We start from the raw sequence: 16929 nt of genomic DNA, 5'->3' as shown, positions 1-16929 counted from the left end.
TGGCGCGGCATCGGTATAGTATGGGCGCCGCTCCATTCAAATATGAGGGGAAAGAAACCGCATGTCCTTAATCTTGTTTTGCGAATACAGCATTCCGGAAACGAACAGGGAACGCTTTCTGGCCTGGGCCGGCGAGACGCCGTCGAGATGGGAGGAAGCGGAGTTGGCGGAAAACCGGGAACAGCCCGGCGTATTCGTCGAGCTGCGTCGGCCCGCGGACGAGCGAGAAGCATCGGCCATGAAAAAAGAACGCCTCGAAGGGCGTTCTTGGTCGGAGATGGCTTCATGGGTGAAGGGGGGACGGGAAGGCTTAAGGGTGTGGACCTTCGCCCCCGTCGACTTCGTCGCTCCCGGAACCGCGCCGATTAGCGGCGAGTGATCGGATTGCCCGCAGTGCCGAAGGGCAAATTATAATTAAGCGGCTCGTCGAACGTGATGTAGTCGAGGTTCAGCGTAAGCAGCAGGAACCGCATGCCCGTCGCGGGATCGCTGATGATGATGTGATCGCGTCCGGCGGCCTCAAGGACGCCCTTGAAGATTTTGGCGTTCCACTCGCTGTTGTTCTCGTAGGTCATGTAAAGCGTGGCCACTTTGCCGAGGTTCATGCGCAGGATGTTCTCGACGTAGGACTCCTCGCGGCCCGGTGCCGGGATGAACGTGGCCACGCCGGGGTTAGAGATCGGCATAGCGGCCGGGGGCATCATGTTCATCGGCATCGAACCGTTCGGAACGGCCACCATGCCGGAAGGCATTGCGGGCATCATGCCGACGTTCGGCTGTGCTGCGGTCGTTGCGTTCATCGGCATCTGCTGCATGCTGCGCTGTGGCCAAGCCATTTGATTGTACAAGGGAGATCCTCCTTTAATTGGGGGCGCCTAAGCGCGGGTTAATAAACGAGCGGGCAATCGGACTGCCATCCTGTTGCTTCGCGGCGGTCCGCGGCGAGTCGTCGCCTGCCCGGTCGCCTGGGCGAATGTCTCCGTACAGTGTATTGCGCCCATGGGCGAAAGGTGACAACAAACGCCGACGCTTTTTGACGCTTTGAAGGCGGACGGATGTCGGCCCGATGGCGCACAGGTGGCGATTTGATGAACAGCCCCGCGCGAACATTGTCAAGGTGTGCAGATTTGGTTATCATCTAATAGAAGGAAATAGATAACGTTTCAGCCGCTTGCGGCTTTTTATGTTTGAAGGAGGCACACCGTGTTCAAAGATCTTGTGGCCCTGACCAAGCCGCGCATCATCCGTCTTAACCTCATAGCGGCATTCGGCGGGTTCTGGGTCGCATCCAGGTGGCAAATCCAGAGCTGGGATTTTTGGCTGGAGCTGCTCTGGATGCTGATCGGCACGACGCTGACGATGGCTGCGGCATGCGTCTTTAACAATTATTGGGACCGGGACTTCGATACCAAGATGTCCCGCACGAGCGATCGCGCGCTCCCGCAGGGACGGCTCGCCCCGGGCTTTGTCCTGGGCTATTCGATCGTGCTTGGCGTGCTCGGGATCGCCATATTGTTCCTGCTCGTCAATCCGCTTTGCGGCTGGCTGGGACTGCTCGGCATGTTCGTCTACGGCATCGTCTACACGATCTGGCTGAAGCGGACCTCCACCTGGAGCACGTCGATCGGCGGGATCTCCGGCGCGATGCCGCCCGTGATCGGGTACTGCGCGGTGACCGGCGAAGTGGACGCGGGGGCCTGGATTCTGTTCGCGCTGCTGTTCCTCTGGCAGCCGCCGCACTTCTGGTCGCTGACGATCCGCCGCGTAGAGGAATATCGGGCTGCGGGCTTCCCCGTACTTCCGGTCGTGAAGGGCATTCTTCGTACCAAGTGGCAGATGATTCCTTACATCCTGCTCTTGCTCGTCGCATCGATCCTGATGTATACGTACGACTACGTCGGCATTTATTATCTCGTGCTGTCGGTCGTCATCGTCGGCGCATGGCTCATCCACGCAATCTCGGGGCTTGTGGCGAAGGATACCGAGAAGTGGGCGAAAATGGACTTCCTGTTCTCGGTCAATTATTTGATGATTATGTTTCTCGTGATGATACTCGATACGAACGGAGTGTAGCGTACATGTCTCAAGAGTTCGAAGGACCCGGCGTATCCGGGAATCAAGAACGACCCGGCGCGGGTCCGGCGCCCCTGAACGTCAATTTGGACGGCACCGTTCAGGTCAAGCCTGCGAAGCCTTGGTATGTGCGGTACGGCTTTTCGTTGGCGCTCTTCGCGCTGCTGCTCGTGCTGATCGCCTGGCTGCTCATCCGCCAGCAGCAAGCCGACAAGCTTCCCGTTCTGGGAGCCGCGCCCGACTTTACTTACCAGGATATCGACGGCAAAGATGTAAGCATGAGCTCGCTCGACGGCAAGGTGCGCCTGGTTTACTTCTTCTTCACCAACTGTCCGGACGTTTGCCCGCCGACGACGTTCATGCTCTCGCAGGTACAGGACAAGCTCAAGGCAGACGGCGAGTTCGGCAAAAACGTGGACATCGTCTCCGTGACGATCGATCCGGTTCGCGATACGCCGGAAGCGCTGCGCGTGTTCGGAGATAAGTACCACGCCGACTATACGGGCTGGAAGTTCCTGCGCGGCGACGAAGCCGAGACGGCGGATCTCGCGTCCAAGTACGGCTTACTCGCGGTCAAGGACGCGGACGGATTTTTCTCGCACGCGAACCTAATCGTCCTCGTCGACAAGAAGGGACGCATGCGCGATCGAATCCTGCCCGCATCGTCCGGCCAGCCGAGTGCGGCGACGGCCGATGACGTATACGAAGCGGTCAAGAAGCTGATGTAAAATGGATAAAGCACCCCTAGGCGCGCCTGTCGCGGCGTCGAGGGGTGCTTTGTTTTTGGTCGCTATTCCCGCCACGGATCGGTCTCGGGCGCCGGGTAGCGGATATATTCCTCGAGCCCCGCCTTTTCCAGCTGCTGAATCAGATATTCCTCGGGCGTACCCTCCACGCCGGCGTAGCCGCGCCGCGTATAAATGTGGTCCGCATCCGGGAAAACGTCTCGAAGGACGCCGCGGATGCGCCGCCCGGACGAATCATTGTCCATGTACAGGTAAACGTGCCGGCGACCGATCGCTTTGCGCAGCGCTTCGATCCGGCTCGAGCTGAGCGTGCCGAAGGTGCAGTGGATCGGCACTTCCGGAGACAGGACGCGCGCGAGCCGGCTGCGGTCGTTTTTTCCTTCGACGATGATGGCGATGTCCAACGCGCTGGCGCCTCCTCGTAAAGCGTGAAGCCGGCGCTGGCCGGCTTTCGCCGTCTGTTGTTCGTTCTATTGTACCACACGGATCGGGCATGCTAAGCGCAGGCGACCGGGTGCGCGTTTGAGACCGCTGTCAAAAAGTTTTAGAATAGGGCCTATACGCAAGGACCATCTCTCACCGGGAAGTGATGCAGGTTGAAGCCTAAGCGGATGCTCAGGGATTACATCAAGTCGAAGTGGCATGTATACGGTTTCGCGATCCTGCTCATCGCGGCGGGCAATGCGATCCAGTCCTACTACCCCCGCCTGCTCGGGAGCTTTACGGACCGGCTGCAGCAGGGAAAGCTGTCCCATGACGCGATCGTCGATTACAGCCTGGCGTTGCTGGCGGTCGGCGTCGCCTTCGGCGTGCTGGCCGGCGCGGGCCAGTACGTCGTCATGCGGCTCGGCAGATTGTACGAGTTCGACATGCGCAAAAAGCTGTTCGCCCACTTCACGACGCTGAGCGAGCGCTTCTATTCGAAAAACGGCGTCGGCAAGCTGCTCAGTTACGTGATGAACGACGTGACCGCCGTCCGGGAATCGATCTCCATGGGGATCAACCAGACGACCAACGCGACGATTCTCATTTTGTCGGCGATCGTCATGATGACGCTCAGCGACATTCCGCTGTATCTCGTCCTCGTCTGCGTACTGCCGCTGCTGCTGATCCCGTGGATCGTGACGCGGTTCGGTCCCGTCATCCGCAAGCGTTCCCTGAACGTCCAGGACTCGCTCGGCAAAATGACGGAATCGGCGGAGGAACAGTTCGGCGGCATACGCGTCACGAAGAAGTTCGCGGCGGAGGCGACGATGAACCGGCGCTTCGGCGAGACGGTCGATCGCATCCGCGACAACCAACTTCGCCTCGTGCGCGTCTCTTCGCTTTTTCAGGCAATCATCCCGTTTCTCGGCGCGCTCTCGATGATCGTGACGATCGCCTATGGCGGGTACCTGACCATTCGGCATACGATCACGCTGGGCAACTTCGTCGAGCTCACCTTGTACATCCGCATGATGGTCGCACCGCTGCAGTCGATCGGCAACGTCATCAACACGATGCAGCGTTCGCGCGCTTCGCTAGAGCGGATCGGCGATCTGATGGCGGTAGAGCCGGATATCCGGGAAACGGAGAGCGCTCGTCACCGCAGTCTGGATCAGGCTGCGATCGGTATTCGGCATCTCAGCTTCGCCTATCCCGATGCCGAGCGGCCGTCGCTGCGCGATATCAGCCTCGATATCGCGCCGGGCCGGACGCTCGGCATCCTAGGCAAGACGGGCAGCGGCAAGACGACGCTCGTCAAGCTGCTGCTGCGCGCATATGATCCGCCGCCCGGTACGATCCGCCTCGCCGGCGCGGACATCCGGGATCTTACGCTCGAGAGCCTGCGGAACCAGATCGCCTACGTGCCCCAGGAGGGATTCCTGTTCAGCACGACGATTCGCGACAACATCGCCTTTTACAAACGGGATACAGAGCTGCCTACGGTTGAAAAAGCCGCCAAGCAGGCGCAGATCTACGGCTCGATCGCCGAGCTGCCGGAGAGCTTCGATACGAGATTGGGCGAACGGGGCGTTACGCTCTCCGGCGGACAGCGCCAACGGACCGGGCTCGCCCGCGGCCTGATCAAGGACGCACCGGTGCTCATCATGGACGACAGCGTCAGCGCCGTCGACGCGGTGACCGAGAAGCGGATCATCGACGGCATCCGCAAAGCCCGCAAGGGCAAGACCACGATTATCATCGCGCACCGGATCAGCGCGCTCAAGCATGCGGACGAGATCGTCGTCATGGACGAAGGACGCATCGTGCAGCGGGGCGCACATCTGGAGCTGCTGGCGCAAGATGGCCTGTACGCGACTTTGCACGCTATTCAAGAGGAGGGGGGCCGCGAAGATGCAGAACCGACCGCCCGCTGATCAGAAGGCTGCTTTTCGCGCCTTTTTCGGCTATATACGGCCTCACAGGCTTTCGTTTCTCCTTGTCTTCTGCTGCACGGTGCTGGCCATCGCGGCCGATCTGGCGCAGCCCTATCTCGTCAAAATCGCCATCGACGACAACATCCTGAAAGGACGCGACGATTACAAAACGCTGCTCGTCATCAGCGCGATCTATCTGGGACTGGCGATGTCCGGCTTCCTTTTTACTTATTTGCAAAACAATCTGCTCCAATATCTCGGCCAAAATATCATCGGCCGGATCCGCAAGGACCTGTTCGCGCATATCGGCAAACAGTCGATGTCTTTTTTCGACCGGATGCCGGCGGGCAGTCTCATTACCAACGTTTCGAGCGACACGGAGACGCTGAACCAGTTTTTCTCGCAGGTGCTCCTCTCGCTGGTGCGCGACGGATTGACGCTTATTATCATCATCGCGATCATGTTCCAGCTCGACGTCAGGCTTACGTTGTACTGCCTGATCCTGCTACCGGTCATCGCGCTCATCGCGATCGGATTCCGTACTTATATTAGAAAGACGTATCAGATCTCCCGTGCGGCGCTGTCGCGCCTGATCGCCTTCGCCGCGGAAAATCTGGCGGGGATGAACCTGATCCAGGCCTTCCACCAGGAGAGGGAGCAGCAGAACCGGTTCACCGACAACAACCGGACGTACCTGCGGGCCAATCTGCGCGAAATCCGCACCAACGTGCTGTTCAACCGGTCGTTCGACATCTTGGGCAGCCTCTCCATTGCGCTCGTCACTTGGCTGGGCGGGGTAGCGGCGTTCGACAGCGCGATCGAGTTCGGCGTCCTGTATGCGTTCATCACGTACATCCGACAGTTTTTTCAACCGATCAGCACGATCACGTCGCAGTGGAACACGCTGCAGTCGACCACCGTATCGGTCGGCCGCATCTGGAGCTTGTTCGCCGTCAAGCCGGAGATCGAGGACGCGGCGGAAACGAAGCTGCTGGCGCGCGATGAGGTCGCCGGGCGGATCGACTTCAATCACGTTAAGTTCGGCTATCAAACGGGCGTGTCCGTCCTGCACGATCTGGATCTGCATATCGCGCCGGGCGAGATGATCGGCATCGTCGGCACGACCGGCGCCGGCAAGAGCTCGCTGATCAGCCTGCTGTGCCGCTTCTATGACGTATGGGAAGGCGATATCCGCATCGACGGCACGGACATCCGAACGCTTCCGCAGTCTTCGCTTCATCGTCTCGTCGGACTCGTGCAGCAGGAGCCGTACTTGTACTCGGGCAGCATCGTCGACAACATCCGCATGTTCGACGAGGAGATCACGCGCGAGGAAGTCATTCGCGCCTGCCGGTTCGTCGGGGCGGACGATCTGATCGGCCGGCTGAAGGACGGCTACGACACGATACTGTCGGAGCGGGGGAGCGGGCTGTCCGCGGGCGAGCGGCAGATGATCTCGTTCGCGCGCATCATCGTGTTCAAGCCGAAGATCCTCATTCTAGACGAAGCGACGGCGAATTTGGACTCTTACACCGAGCACTTGATCCAGCGTGCGCTCCGGGTCGTATCGCGGGAGCGGACGACGCTCGTCATCGCGCACCGGCTCTCGACCGTCATGCGGGCGAACCGTATCCTCGTCATGAGCGGCGGCCGCATCGTCGAAGCGGGCAGCCATGCCGAGCTGCTCGAACAGCACGGGTACTATGAGGAGTTGTATTTGCATTCGCAAGGTAAAGAGGAGCGGGGGACGGGATGAGGGCGCGAGCGTCGTCGGATGCAGATAGTGATTCCGCAAATCGCTATTGCGGGATAGAGCCCCGATTTTTGCGAAATAACGATACGGCACATCGCTATTGCGAGATAGCGCCCTATTTTTTGCGAAATAAGATATGTCGCATCGCTATCGGGACGAAGCGCCCCATGTCACGCAAAATTGAGATGTCGTACATCGCTATACGAAAAGAAAACCCTATTCAAACCAACTGCCGCACCCGATTTCGGATGCGGCAGTTGGTTTTTCGGCCTCATGCGTGAGGCACCGCCGGCTGCGGATGCCAGCCTTCCTTGTACACGGGCTTGGGAGCCAGCGCCAGCAGCGCGAGCATGAGGATGGCGAAGGAGAGGAAGAACGGCGACAACTGCCCGCGGAAGGCGCCCGCCGCCACCGGGCCGAGAAAAGCGCCGACCGACGAGGCGATCGCCATGAGCGAGAACGTCCGGCCGTACCGGGTAGGGCCGCTGAGCTGCAGCAGAAACGACGTCATCGCGGGGAAGACGACGCCTTTGGCCATACCCACCATAAACAGCAATGCCATCATGGGGACCGGCCAGTCCGAGGCGAGTCCGTAGTACGCGAGCGCGAGCAGCAGCACCCCGATCACGCAGCGGGAGTAGGGCAAGTATCGCTGCAAAAACAGCAGGCTAAGCGTGGCGAGCGCGCCCAGGCTCACGACGGAAAACAGGATGCCCGTCGTCAGCACGCCGCCGTCCTCGGCCGAGATCGCCCGCAGCGGCAGCTCGAAGGAGAGGATGCCTTGCGCGAACGCCATCGCCACGGGCAGCAGGAACACGGCCCAAGGAAACCTGCGCGGCACGGCCGCGGCCGAGTCCCCTTCAGCTTCTTCGTTCGGAACAGGCGCACCCATCGAAGTCTGTTCCGCCAGCGCGGCTTCGCCCGCGGCCTCGGCCGCATCGGCAGCGACATCCGCATCGGCGTCTTGCTTCGGATCGCGCACGAACCATAGCGACAGCAAGCCGGTCGCGAGCAGCCCCCAACCGAGGAAGGCGAACGACTGGGCGAAGCCGACCTTGGCGGCGAGATAGGCGCCTGCGGCGGGAGACACGACGGAGGCGATCGTATGGACGAGTCCGTTGCCCGCCATCAGTTTGCCGCGCTTGATATGATCCCGCGTCAGCTTCGCCAGCAGGGATAGACAGGCCGGCGACAAGAAGGCGAGCACGAATCCGCTCAACGAGCGGACGTAGAGCAGATGCAAAGGATCGGTGACCCTGGACTGCAGCAGAAGCAGCACGCCGGCGCCTACGAGACTGGCCGAGATAAAAAATCGGCTCCCGTACCGGTCGACGCCGTAGCCCGCCAGCAGATTGCCCGGCAGGTGCGTGAGCGAGTACATCCCCATCACCAGACCGATGAACGAGGGCGCGGCGCCGAGCGACACGGCGAACGGCGTGAGCATCGGATACTGGGCGTGCAGGTCGAAGAACGCGACGAACAAAAACAAATACAGCCAAATGGCCATCCTCACTGCGTTCGCCTCCATTTGCAAAGACGCAGGACGGGCGTCTTAAACGTTAATTCTACTTGTACGCCGAGGCGGACGAGGATATGACCTTTCGCGGGAAAGAGGGCTTGAAGTGTATGGCGGTGCATGGTACTTTTCGCATGGCGGCCGAATCGGGAGCATATTTTATTTATTGGCGGCTTATTTACTGTGCGGGCTGTTCGTCAGCGCGCTTGCCTTCCTGCAGGCCTATACGCTGCGAAGCTCTCTTTTCGGATGGCTGTTCGTGCCTGTTAGGTTGGCAGTCTATTTTTTGCCGGGTTCGATGATGCGCTGGGCGGTCCCGGAGAAGCTGCTGACCGAACGGGTAGGCGACGCTTATTTGGATCGGGCTGGCCGCGGCGGCCGCGCTGGTGCTCGCCATCGCGCCGCTGGCGATCCGGATCGGCGGCAGGTGGACGCATCTCTACATTATCAACACGACCGAAGACCGCCAGCGCCGGCGCGGCGAGCAAGCTTTCAAATTCCGGTCCTAAGTCCGGGGTTTTACGCGGGGCAAATCTGTAAAGTATAATAGAGTACAGATTTATAGCTATGGAGGAGATCTTATGAGCTTCGAACCCGAGGCCTGGAAGCAGTTCGTCACCGATCATTGGGTATTGATCCTGATCGCGGTCGTCGCGCTGCTGGTCATATTGAACGTGGTCAAAACCGTGCTGAAGTGGGTGCTCGCCGCGGCGATCGTCGTAGGCGTCGTCGTCTACGGGGGCTATACGGTGAGCGATCTGAAGGAGATCGGCGGGCAGGTCGTGGAGACCGCGACGTCGGCCGTGAAGGACGAGGCGTCCAAGGCGATGGCCGAGGAAGCCAAAAAAGCGACCTATACGTTGAACCCGGACGGCACCTATCTCGTCAAATCTCCGAATCTGGAATTGACGGGCACGCCGAACTCCGGCGAGGTGGACGTGAAGTTCCGGAGCGTATCGCTGGGCACGTGGAAAATGGAAGGGCCCGTTCGCGACTTCGTGACGACGGCGCTCCAAGCATCGAAATGAGCTGGCTGGACGGGAACTTCGTGACTATCGCGCTGCTGGCGCTCGTAGCGGTGTCCCTCCTGCAAGGCATGAGGCGGGGCGCCAAGGGCTCCGCCAAGCAGCTTTTCCTTTTTCTGTCGGGCGCGCTCCTAACGCTCGTCTCGATGGGTGCTGCCGCCTGGAGCGCATCGGCGGCGTCGCCCGCCGTCCAGCGCTGGCTCGCAAATCGCGAATGGGCGCAGCCGGCCGCCGACGCCTCGACATGGAGACAGCTTGGCTACACCGCTTATTCAGGCGTGCGGGATCTCCCGCTGCTGCGTTTCGCCGTTTTGTTTTTGATCGCCTACTTGCTGCTTCGGTATGTGCTTGGCACGGTCTCCTCGCTGCTCATCCGCGTGGGCGCCGCGCCTTTTGTTCTTGTACCGGGCGGCGGGCCGGTCAGCCGGACCGTCGGCGGCCTCATCGGCGCGGCGCTGGGCGGCGGACGGGCGATCCTCGTGACCGCCGTCCTGTTCGCATACTGCGCGCTATCGCCGCAGAGCGTGTTTGCCCAGTATATCGAGCAGTCGGGGCTCTACCGCGAAGCGGCCGCGCAGATCATCCGGCCGGCCGCCGGCGATCTGCTGACCGAGCGGCTGCCGGTGTTGGCCGCGTCGATGCAGGGCGAGATGGATAAGCTATGGCAGAAGCGCTACGACATCATCGACGCCGACCTGCCGACGGACATCGTAAGCGCGGCGAAGGAAGTGACGGCGCAGGCCGACGGCGACGAGGCGAAGGCGAGGGCGCTGTACGAGTGGGTCGGCACCCGCGTGGCCTACGACAACGGAAAGGCCGAAGCCTACGAGCAGCGGGGGGAGTGGCGCGAGCAGTCGCCGGAGGATACGTTCCGCACGCGCGAGGGCGTCTGCATCGACTATGCCAGGCTGTACGCGGCCATGGCGCGTTCGGTCGGCCTGAACGTGCGCGTCGTGACCGGCCAGGGCTACAACGGGCAGGGCGGCTACGGTCCGCATGCCTGGAACGAGGTGCTGCTCGGCGATCGCGGCGAGTGGATCCCGCTCGACTCGACGTGGGCGAAGACGGGCGATTGGTTCAACCCGCCCCGATTCGACGATACGCACATTCGATCGGCGTAAGCCGGAAACTGAAAAACGGCCGCTTCGCGACGGAACCCGTGCGGGCTACGACCGATAGCGGCAAAAGCCACCGCTATTCCGCTAAAAATGTTTGTGCGGCGTCAAATAGCGGCAAAAAATGCCGCTATTCCGCTAGAAAAGCGTGCGTGGCGTCTGATAGCGGCAAAAATCGCCGCTATTGCGCTAGAAAAGCGTGCGCGGCGTCTGATAGCGGCAAAAAATGCCGCTATTGCGCTAGAAAAGCGTGCGCGGCGTCCGATAGCGGTAAAAAACACCGCTATTGCGCTAGAAAAGTGTGTGCGGCGTCCGATAGCGGCAAAAAATGCCGCTATCGCGACATCGCCTGCAGTACCGACGGTCCATACCGCGGCCGCATCGGCATGAGGGTCCGCTTGCGGGCCAAGCATTTACAGGAGGAACTGCCTTATGAGCGACAAGCTGACGGAAGAGGCGGAGCGGAGAGGGATACGCAACCGCCGTCACTTCAGCATTCGTCTGAACTTTTTCTTTTTTACCGTTTTCGGATTGTTCTCCGTTCTCATCATTCGTCTCGCATACCTGCAGTTCGTCGAAGGGCCGAATCTGAAGGAGCAGGAACATCAGCTGGCGACCAAGGACGTGTCTATTCCGCCGATCCGCGGCAATATTTACGATTCGACGGGGTTTCCGATCGCTTATTCCACGTCGACGCAGTCGCTCTACTTCACGCTCGAGCCGGGCACCAAAAAAGCGGAAGGACTCGCGCTGGCCGCGCGCATCGAGGCGGTGTTCAAGCAGTACGGGGATCAGGCGAAGGAACCGCTCACGGCGGCCGAGATCTATGAGGACATGGACTTCGAGGGCAAGGTTCACTACCCGTTCCAGCAGCGGCGCATCAAGTCGGGGCTGACGGATCAGGAGATCGCTTACTTCAGCGAACACCGCGACCAGTTCGAAGGCATCGACATCGTCGAGGAGAGCATTCGCCAGTACAGCACAGAACGCGTCGCGACGCAGCTCGTCGGCTATATGAAGCAGCTGTCCGGGGCGACCTCACTTGATTTTTACAAGGATATCAACAAGGATCAGGAAGACCCGACGCTCAAGTACTTGGATACCGAGGACGTCGGCTTCGACGGTCTCGAGCTTATGTACCAGTCCGAGCTGCGCGGCCGCAACGGGCTAAAAACCTATCCGGTCAACAATCAGAGCCAGATCATCGGCCCGATGGAGCTCACCAAGCCGGTCAAGGGGGACAACCTGTACCTGACGATCAACAAGGACGTGCAGCTGGCGACGCAAAACGCGATCACCCAGCATCTGCAGAAAATTCGCACTTCTAACAATAAGCAGGAGCGCGCCCCGAACGCCAAGACCGGTTACGCGGTGGCGATGGAGGTCAAGACGGGCAAGGTCGTCGCCATGGCGAGCATGCCCGACTACGACGCGAACGTGTGGCAGGGCGGGATCAGCGCGAAAAACTACGAGCAATTCCAGTTTTATCTGAGCAACGGCGCGATCCGCGAGGTCCAGGCGCCGTACGAAGACGAGAAGGAGCGCAAAAAGCACCCGTCCTCCCTCGTCAACCTGGGCTCGACGCAGAAGCCGCTCACCATTTTGCTTGGCCTGAACGAAGGCCTGATCTCAACAGGTTCTACGATGTCCGATCCGGGCTACTTCGAGTTCGGCCGAGAAGGCCACAAGACGAAGGTCCGCAACGCGGGCAGCGCCGCCAACGGCACATTGACGCCTTCATCGGCGATCGCCCACTCCTCGAACGCCTACATGGCGAAGATGGTAGGCAACTCGCTTTACATGCGCGACGGCTCCAAGGGGCTGGACGTCTGGGACAAGTACATGAAGGAATTCGGGCTCGGCGTCAAGACGGAGAGCGGTCTGCCGGGCGAATCGAAGGGTTCGATCAACTATTATATCGAGTCCAAGCGGGGCAGCGCGCAGTCCGCGCTCATCTATTCGTCGTTCGGCCAGCAAGGGCGCTACACGGCGCTTCAGCTGGCGCAGTACGCGACGACCCTCGCGAGCCGCGGCACACGGCTGAAGCCGCAGTTCGTCGACCGCATCGAGGACACGGACGGCAACGTCGTGCAAGGCTACGAATCCGAAGTGCTGAACAAGATCGAATTTCCGAAGAGCTACTGGCAGACGATCGAGAGCGGCATGTCGCAGGTCAAGGTGCAGGGCTTCGACGACTTCAAGTATTCGTTCCGGCGCAAGACCGGTACGTCGGAGCAGGACGTCGGCGGCGGCCGCGTCGAGAACGCGGTGTTCATCGCCTATGCGCCCGCCAACGATCCGAAGCTCGCGGTCGCGGTCGTCGTCCCCGAGGGCGGCTACGGCGGTTGGGGCGCGGCGCCGATCGCGCGCAAAATCTTCGACGCGTACGACGCGGCGGTGGGTTTGACGGACGCTGGTCCGGCGAAGACGACGACGGGTACGGCTGCGGGGCAATAAGGAATAAATGAACCGTTGCGATTAAAAGCATCGATTAAAGCTCCGTCTGCACGACCGTGTTCTCCCGCGAGAGCCGATCTGCGGCGGAGCTTTTTTTAAACGAAGCGTGAATGGGGAAATGATCCTTATCCTTTACAATACGGAGGAACCGCCGGATGCACGAAAAAGTAATGGTGATCGAGGACGAGCGGAAAATCGCCGATGCCATAGCCTACGCGCTGAGGCGGGAGGGCTATGAGGTCGAGGCGGTCTACGACGGCGGCGAGGCATTGGCAAGACTAAGCATCTACCAGCCCGATGCCATAATCCTGGACGTGATGCTGCCGGGCATGGACGGCTATGACATTCTCAAAAAGCTGCAGAACAAAGGGCGCATCGGCGTCATCATGCTGACGGCCAAGGAAGATATCGTCAATAAGATACTCGGGTTGGAGCTCGGCGCGGACGACTACATGACCAAGCCGTTCGACATGCGCGAGCTGCTGGCGCGCCTCCGGTCGCTGCTGCGAAGGATGCAGGCCGCCGGGGAAAAAGAGGAAGCCGCCAAAATCGAACTAGGGGACATCGCGCTGCATATCGGCAAGAGGCGGGCGGAGGCAGGCGGGAGGCAACTCGACTTGACGCCCAAGGAGTTCGACCTGCTGGCGCAGCTCGCCGCCCGGCCCGGCTTGGTATACACGCGGGAGCAACTGCTCGACCTGGTGTGGGGCATGGATTTCGCAGGAGGGACCAGAACCGTCGATATCCATGTGCAGCGGCTAAGAAAAAAACTGGGCGAGGCATACAGCGAGGCGATCCAGACCGTGCACGGAATCGGGTATAAAGCCGCGGGAGGCGGGCGCAGTGAGAATTAGCATCAAGCTCAAAACGAGCGCTTTTTTGGCCGTGCTGCTGCTGTTGACGGTTATCGTACTGAGCTTGCTCGTACTCCAGGGGATTCAGAAAAATCAGCGCGCGCAGGTCGAGCAATTGTTGGCGCAGCAGGCATCGACGGCGAATACGTATCTCTACCAATCGTTGACGCTCACACAATCGTACAAGGTGCCCGAGACATACCTCGCCACTAAAGGAGAGGAATTCGGCAGGCAGCTGGAGTGGATCAGCGGCCAGACGGTCGAATTGTACGATGCGAACGGGAAGGCGATCTATAAAAACAAATCCGGCGCCGTGTCCGAGGGCATCGGCCAGACGCTGGCCTACGCGCTTCAGCAGAAAACGGCTTATTTAGTCGAAGGCGATTCGCTTTATTACCTGTCCCCCTTAAAGGCCGGCGCCGAACAGGTGGGCGTCGTGCAGTTTTATTACGATCTGGCCGCGAACGACGTTTTTTATCGTCAGATCAGGCAGCTGTTTGTTTATATCGGCGCCGGCACGTTTTTGCTCAGCTTCCTTTTGGCGTATTTTTATTTTAACTCGTTATCCGGCGTCATCATTAAGCTGAACCAAACGGTAAACCGGATTCGGGAGGGCAGCTACGAAACGGACGTCCTGGCGCGCAAGGACGAACTCGGCGAGCTTGGCGAAGGCATTCGCATGATGAGCGAACGCATTAGACGAACGATCCGGGACAAGGACGAGGAGCAGGAGAAGCTGAAGCTGGCGGTCGACAAGCTGTCTAAGCTGGATCAGCAGCAGAAGCAGTTTATCGGCAATGTCACGCATGAATTCAAAACGCCGTTAACGTCGATTAAAGCCTATCTCGATCTGATGGATATGTATCCGGACGACGAAGCGCTGCTGCAGACGGCCAGGACGAATATTTCCGGCGATACCCAACGTTTGTACGAAATGGTCGAAAAGGTGCTGCAGCTGTCCGCGCTGGAGAAATACGATTTTGAATTTTCCAAAGAAAAGGTGGACGTGCGCAAGACGATCGAGTCGGTGCTGGGCAGCCTGCAGGGCAAGATGGACAAGTTCGGCCTCCGTCTGGAGACGAACCTGGCAGAAGCCAGCGCGGACGCGGACGGCGACAGCTTGACGATCGTGCTGATGAACCTGCTCGACAACGCGATCAAGTATAACAAGACCAAAGGCAGCATCAGCGTCAACTGCGCGGAGCGGAACGGGCAGGTCGTCATCGAGATTGCCGATACGGGCATCGGTATTCCGCAAGCGGTCGTGCACAAGATCTTCGAGCCTTTTTATACGGTGGATAAGAACCGGTCGCGGGAAAACGGCGGTGCCGGCCTGGGACTCGCTCTGGCTAAAAAATATACGGAAATGCAAGGCGGCTCCATCGCGCTCCTGCGGTCGGATGCGGAGGGAACGACGTTTAGCGTCGCTTATCCGGCCTGGGGCAGCAGAGAATCCGCTTAGACATCGCTCATTCTCGAAATGTTTGTTTACATTTTCGAAACAATCGGTCGTACTTTATCTACATTCGGTTGGTAAATTGAATGGCAAGGAGGCGATAACAATGAAAGCAAAAGCTTTGAAAATGGCGGTCGCCGTTCCGGCGCTGCTCATGACGCTCGCCGCGTGCAGCGACAATCAGTCCGGCAACCGCGAAGTAATCAAGGAGCCCGGCAAAACGATAACGGTCATCGACGATGCCGGCAAGGAAGCGGGCACGCCGGATATAACGGTAGGAAAGATCGACGCTCACGAGCATGTCGCGATTACCGACTGGCTTGACGATGAGACGGCGGTCGCGATTAAAGCCAATGAAGCGCTGGGCAAGATGAGCTCGGAGGAATTGGCGGATTCCTACCCGAGGAGTCTTTATCGCTACCATCTCGGGACCCAGAAGTTGGAACCGCTGAAAGAACAAAAAAACGTAAATTTGGGCGACGGGGAGCTGTCGCCGGATAAAAAGCATCTGCTGTACAGCGAGTTTTCGCTGGGCGATCCGATCTACCGCGTGCTGGACCTTGCGACGCTGGATTCGTTCCCGATTACAGGCGGTCCGACGGCCGGCGCGATGAGCGCGCATTGGACGGACGACGGCAAGGTGATCGGCGCCGCATACAGCGGCGGAGCCTACACGGCCAGTACGGACGGCAAGATCACGGTTGTGAAAGGAGTTCCCGCGGAAGGCTTGATCATCGTGCGTCAAATGAACGGCAAGATTTATTACAACTCGAATGCGGACGAGACGCTGCACATGGCGGATCCGGCCACGGGCACGCAGACCGATCTGAATCTGGCGCGGGTATCCGACCTGGTGCCGTCCCCGGACGGCAAGCAGATGCTCGTGCTGCAGTACACCGATTCCAAAAAAACGTTGACGATGTACGATGCCGACGGGAAAAATCCGAAGGTAATCGCGGAAGGCACGGAGCTAGGCGGCGTCTCCTGGTCGCCGGACCAGCGGCTCATTGCCTATAGCCTCAAAGGCGCTTCGTCCGGAACGAACGTGACGGGGCTGTACGTGTACGACCTGCTGGCCGACAAGTCGACCGGCATCGCGGTGAACGTCGAGAATCCGCAGACCGTATGGAGTCCTTCCGGGCAAGCCTTTGCTTATACCGTATGGGACGGCAAGGATTTCAACAGCAGCGTCGTGCATCTGACAATAGGAATGAAATAACGCTAGGAAATGAAGATCGTCACCATGCCTGAGGGACTTCGAGACGGGCGGCCGCCAGGTGACGCGTCAGGAGCTGGCCGTAATGCTCTATCGCTTCGCGCGGTTTATCAAAGCGGATGCGGATACTGAGGCAGGTTCGGAGCTAAGCTACTCCGATGCATCGGCAATCGACGCTTGGGCTGAGCAAGCGTTACTGTACGGCCAGAACAACGGCTTGATCGCCGGCCGTCAGAACGGCGCCTTCGCCCCGAAAGAAACGGCGACGAGAGCGGAAGTCGCGGTCATTCTGAAGCGATTTATCGAGACCGTGGTCTAAATCAGATGACAGGCACCGGCCCTGCTCCCCAAGAGCGGC

At 59.7% G+C, this 16929-nt stretch carries 16 protein-coding genes; 13 read left to right on the top strand and 3 right to left on the bottom strand.

The annotated features are described in order from the left end of the window. Window positions 1-61 precede the first annotated feature (61 nt). Window positions 62-379 (top strand): hypothetical protein, encoded by a 318-nt coding sequence (locus BM235_RS06380; RefSeq protein ID WP_090110683.1) that lies wholly within the window; start codon window positions 62-64, stop codon window positions 377-379. On the opposite strand, the gene gerQ is transcribed toward BM235_RS06380, so the two are convergent. After that, window positions 366-848 (bottom strand): spore coat protein GerQ, encoded by a 483-nt coding sequence (gerQ, locus tag BM235_RS06375; protein WP_255374094.1) that lies wholly within the window; start codon window positions 846-848, stop codon window positions 366-368. The genes BM235_RS06380 and gerQ overlap by 14 nt on opposite strands. A 355-nt stretch (window positions 849-1203) precedes the next feature. Here gerQ and cyoE point away from each other — a divergent pair, with 355 nt between their 5' ends. Then, complete coding sequence (gene cyoE, locus BM235_RS06370; RefSeq protein ID WP_090110681.1) at window positions 1204-2073, top strand: heme o synthase; 870 nt, start codon at window positions 1204-1206, stop codon at window positions 2071-2073. Window positions 2074-2078: 5 nt separating this feature from the next. Next, window positions 2079-2801, top strand: coding sequence for an SCO family protein (locus BM235_RS06365; protein ID WP_090110679.1), 723 nt, complete (start codon window positions 2079-2081; stop codon window positions 2799-2801). Between the two features lie 62 nt (window positions 2802-2863). On the opposite strand, the gene BM235_RS06360 is transcribed toward BM235_RS06365, so the two are convergent. Then, window positions 2864-3223 carry a DNA primase gene (locus tag BM235_RS06360; RefSeq protein ID WP_090110677.1) on the bottom strand — a complete coding sequence of 120 codons (360 nt, stop codon included), beginning with the start codon at window positions 3221-3223 and terminating at the stop codon, window positions 2864-2866. A gap of 192 nt (window positions 3224-3415) precedes the next feature. On the opposite strand from BM235_RS06360, the gene BM235_RS06355 reads away from it, so the two are divergent. Next, window positions 3416-5179, top strand: a complete 1764-nt coding sequence (locus tag BM235_RS06355; protein WP_090110675.1) for an ABC transporter ATP-binding protein — start codon at window positions 3416-3418, stop codon at window positions 5177-5179. Next, on the top strand, window positions 5157-6935 hold the full coding sequence (locus tag BM235_RS06350) for an ABC transporter ATP-binding protein (RefSeq protein WP_177244197.1): 1779 nt from the start codon (window positions 5157-5159) through the stop codon (window positions 6933-6935). Before BM235_RS06355 ends, BM235_RS06350 begins: the two co-directional genes overlap by 23 nt. Window positions 6936-7203: 268 nt before the next feature. On the opposite strand, the gene BM235_RS06345 is transcribed toward BM235_RS06350, so the two are convergent. Further along, on the bottom strand, window positions 7204-8445 hold the full coding sequence (locus BM235_RS06345) for an MFS transporter (RefSeq protein WP_090110671.1): 1242 nt from the start codon (window positions 8443-8445) through the stop codon (window positions 7204-7206). Between the two features lie 389 nt (window positions 8446-8834). Between BM235_RS06345 and BM235_RS32465 the strand changes: the two genes are divergently transcribed. From BM235_RS32465 to BM235_RS06310, 8 genes are all read left to right on the top strand, one after another. After that, on the top strand, window positions 8835-8957 hold the full coding sequence (locus BM235_RS32465; protein WP_255374093.1) for a hypothetical protein: 123 nt from the start codon (window positions 8835-8837) through the stop codon (window positions 8955-8957). 72 nt (window positions 8958-9029) lie between these two features. Then, complete coding sequence (locus tag BM235_RS06340) at window positions 9030-9476, top strand: hypothetical protein (protein ID WP_090110669.1); 447 nt, start codon at window positions 9030-9032, stop codon at window positions 9474-9476. Window positions 9477-9496: 20 nt separating this feature from the next. Next, the gene (locus tag BM235_RS06335) at window positions 9497-10594 is read left to right on the top strand and encodes a transglutaminase domain-containing protein (RefSeq protein ID WP_369803477.1); all 1098 of its coding nucleotides are present in this window, start codon (window positions 9497-9499) and stop codon (window positions 10592-10594) included. Window positions 10595-11020: 426 nt separating this feature from the next. After that, entirely contained in the window at window positions 11021-13045 is a 2025-nt protein-coding gene (locus BM235_RS06330; RefSeq protein WP_090110665.1) for a peptidoglycan D,D-transpeptidase FtsI family protein, read from the top strand. A 155-nt stretch (window positions 13046-13200) separates the two neighbouring features. Further along, window positions 13201-13899 (top strand): response regulator transcription factor, encoded by a 699-nt coding sequence (locus BM235_RS06325; RefSeq protein WP_090110663.1) that lies wholly within the window; start codon window positions 13201-13203, stop codon window positions 13897-13899. Further along, entirely contained in the window at window positions 13889-15361 is a 1473-nt protein-coding gene (locus BM235_RS06320) for a sensor histidine kinase (RefSeq protein ID WP_090110661.1), read from the top strand. The genes BM235_RS06325 and BM235_RS06320 overlap by 11 nt, the downstream gene beginning before the upstream one ends. A 100-nt stretch (window positions 15362-15461) precedes the next feature. Further along, window positions 15462-16574 (top strand): TolB family protein, encoded by a 1113-nt coding sequence (locus BM235_RS06315; protein WP_090110659.1) that lies wholly within the window; start codon window positions 15462-15464, stop codon window positions 16572-16574. 82 nt (window positions 16575-16656) lie between these two features. Next, entirely contained in the window at window positions 16657-16890 is a 234-nt protein-coding gene (locus BM235_RS06310; protein WP_090110657.1) for an S-layer homology domain-containing protein, read from the top strand. The last annotated feature ends 39 nt before the right edge of the window (window positions 16891-16929 follow it).

The sequence above is a fragment of the Cohnella sp. OV330 genome (genome assembly GCF_900112065.1).
Lineage (GTDB): Bacteria > Bacillota > Bacilli > Paenibacillales > Paenibacillaceae > Cohnella.
Note: the sequence above shows the minus strand (reverse complement) of the source record. Positions and strands in the feature narration are given on the sequence as shown.

What these genes read in the sequence shown, in the direction of transcription:
- BM235_RS06380 (WP_090110683.1), top strand. Translation starts at nt 62, where the DNA reads ATGTCCTTAATCTTGTTTTGCGAATACAGCATTCCGGAAACGAACAGG.
- BM235_RS06365 (WP_090110679.1), top strand. Translation starts at nt 2,079, where the DNA reads ATGTCTCAAGAGTTCGAAGGACCCGGCGTATCCGGGAATCAAGAACGA.
- BM235_RS06350 (WP_177244197.1), top strand. Translation starts at nt 5,157, where the DNA reads ATGCAGAACCGACCGCCCGCTGATCAGAAGGCTGCTTTTCGCGCCTTT.
- BM235_RS06340 (WP_090110669.1), top strand. Translation starts at nt 9,030, where the DNA reads ATGAGCTTCGAACCCGAGGCCTGGAAGCAGTTCGTCACCGATCATTGG.
- BM235_RS06330 (WP_090110665.1), top strand. Translation starts at nt 11,021, where the DNA reads ATGAGCGACAAGCTGACGGAAGAGGCGGAGCGGAGAGGGATACGCAAC.
- BM235_RS06325 (WP_090110663.1), top strand. Translation starts at nt 13,201, where the DNA reads ATGCACGAAAAAGTAATGGTGATCGAGGACGAGCGGAAAATCGCCGAT.
- BM235_RS06315 (WP_090110659.1), top strand. Translation starts at nt 15,462, where the DNA reads ATGAAAGCAAAAGCTTTGAAAATGGCGGTCGCCGTTCCGGCGCTGCTC.
- BM235_RS06310 (WP_090110657.1), top strand. Translation starts at nt 16,657, where the DNA reads ATGCTCTATCGCTTCGCGCGGTTTATCAAAGCGGATGCGGATACTGAG.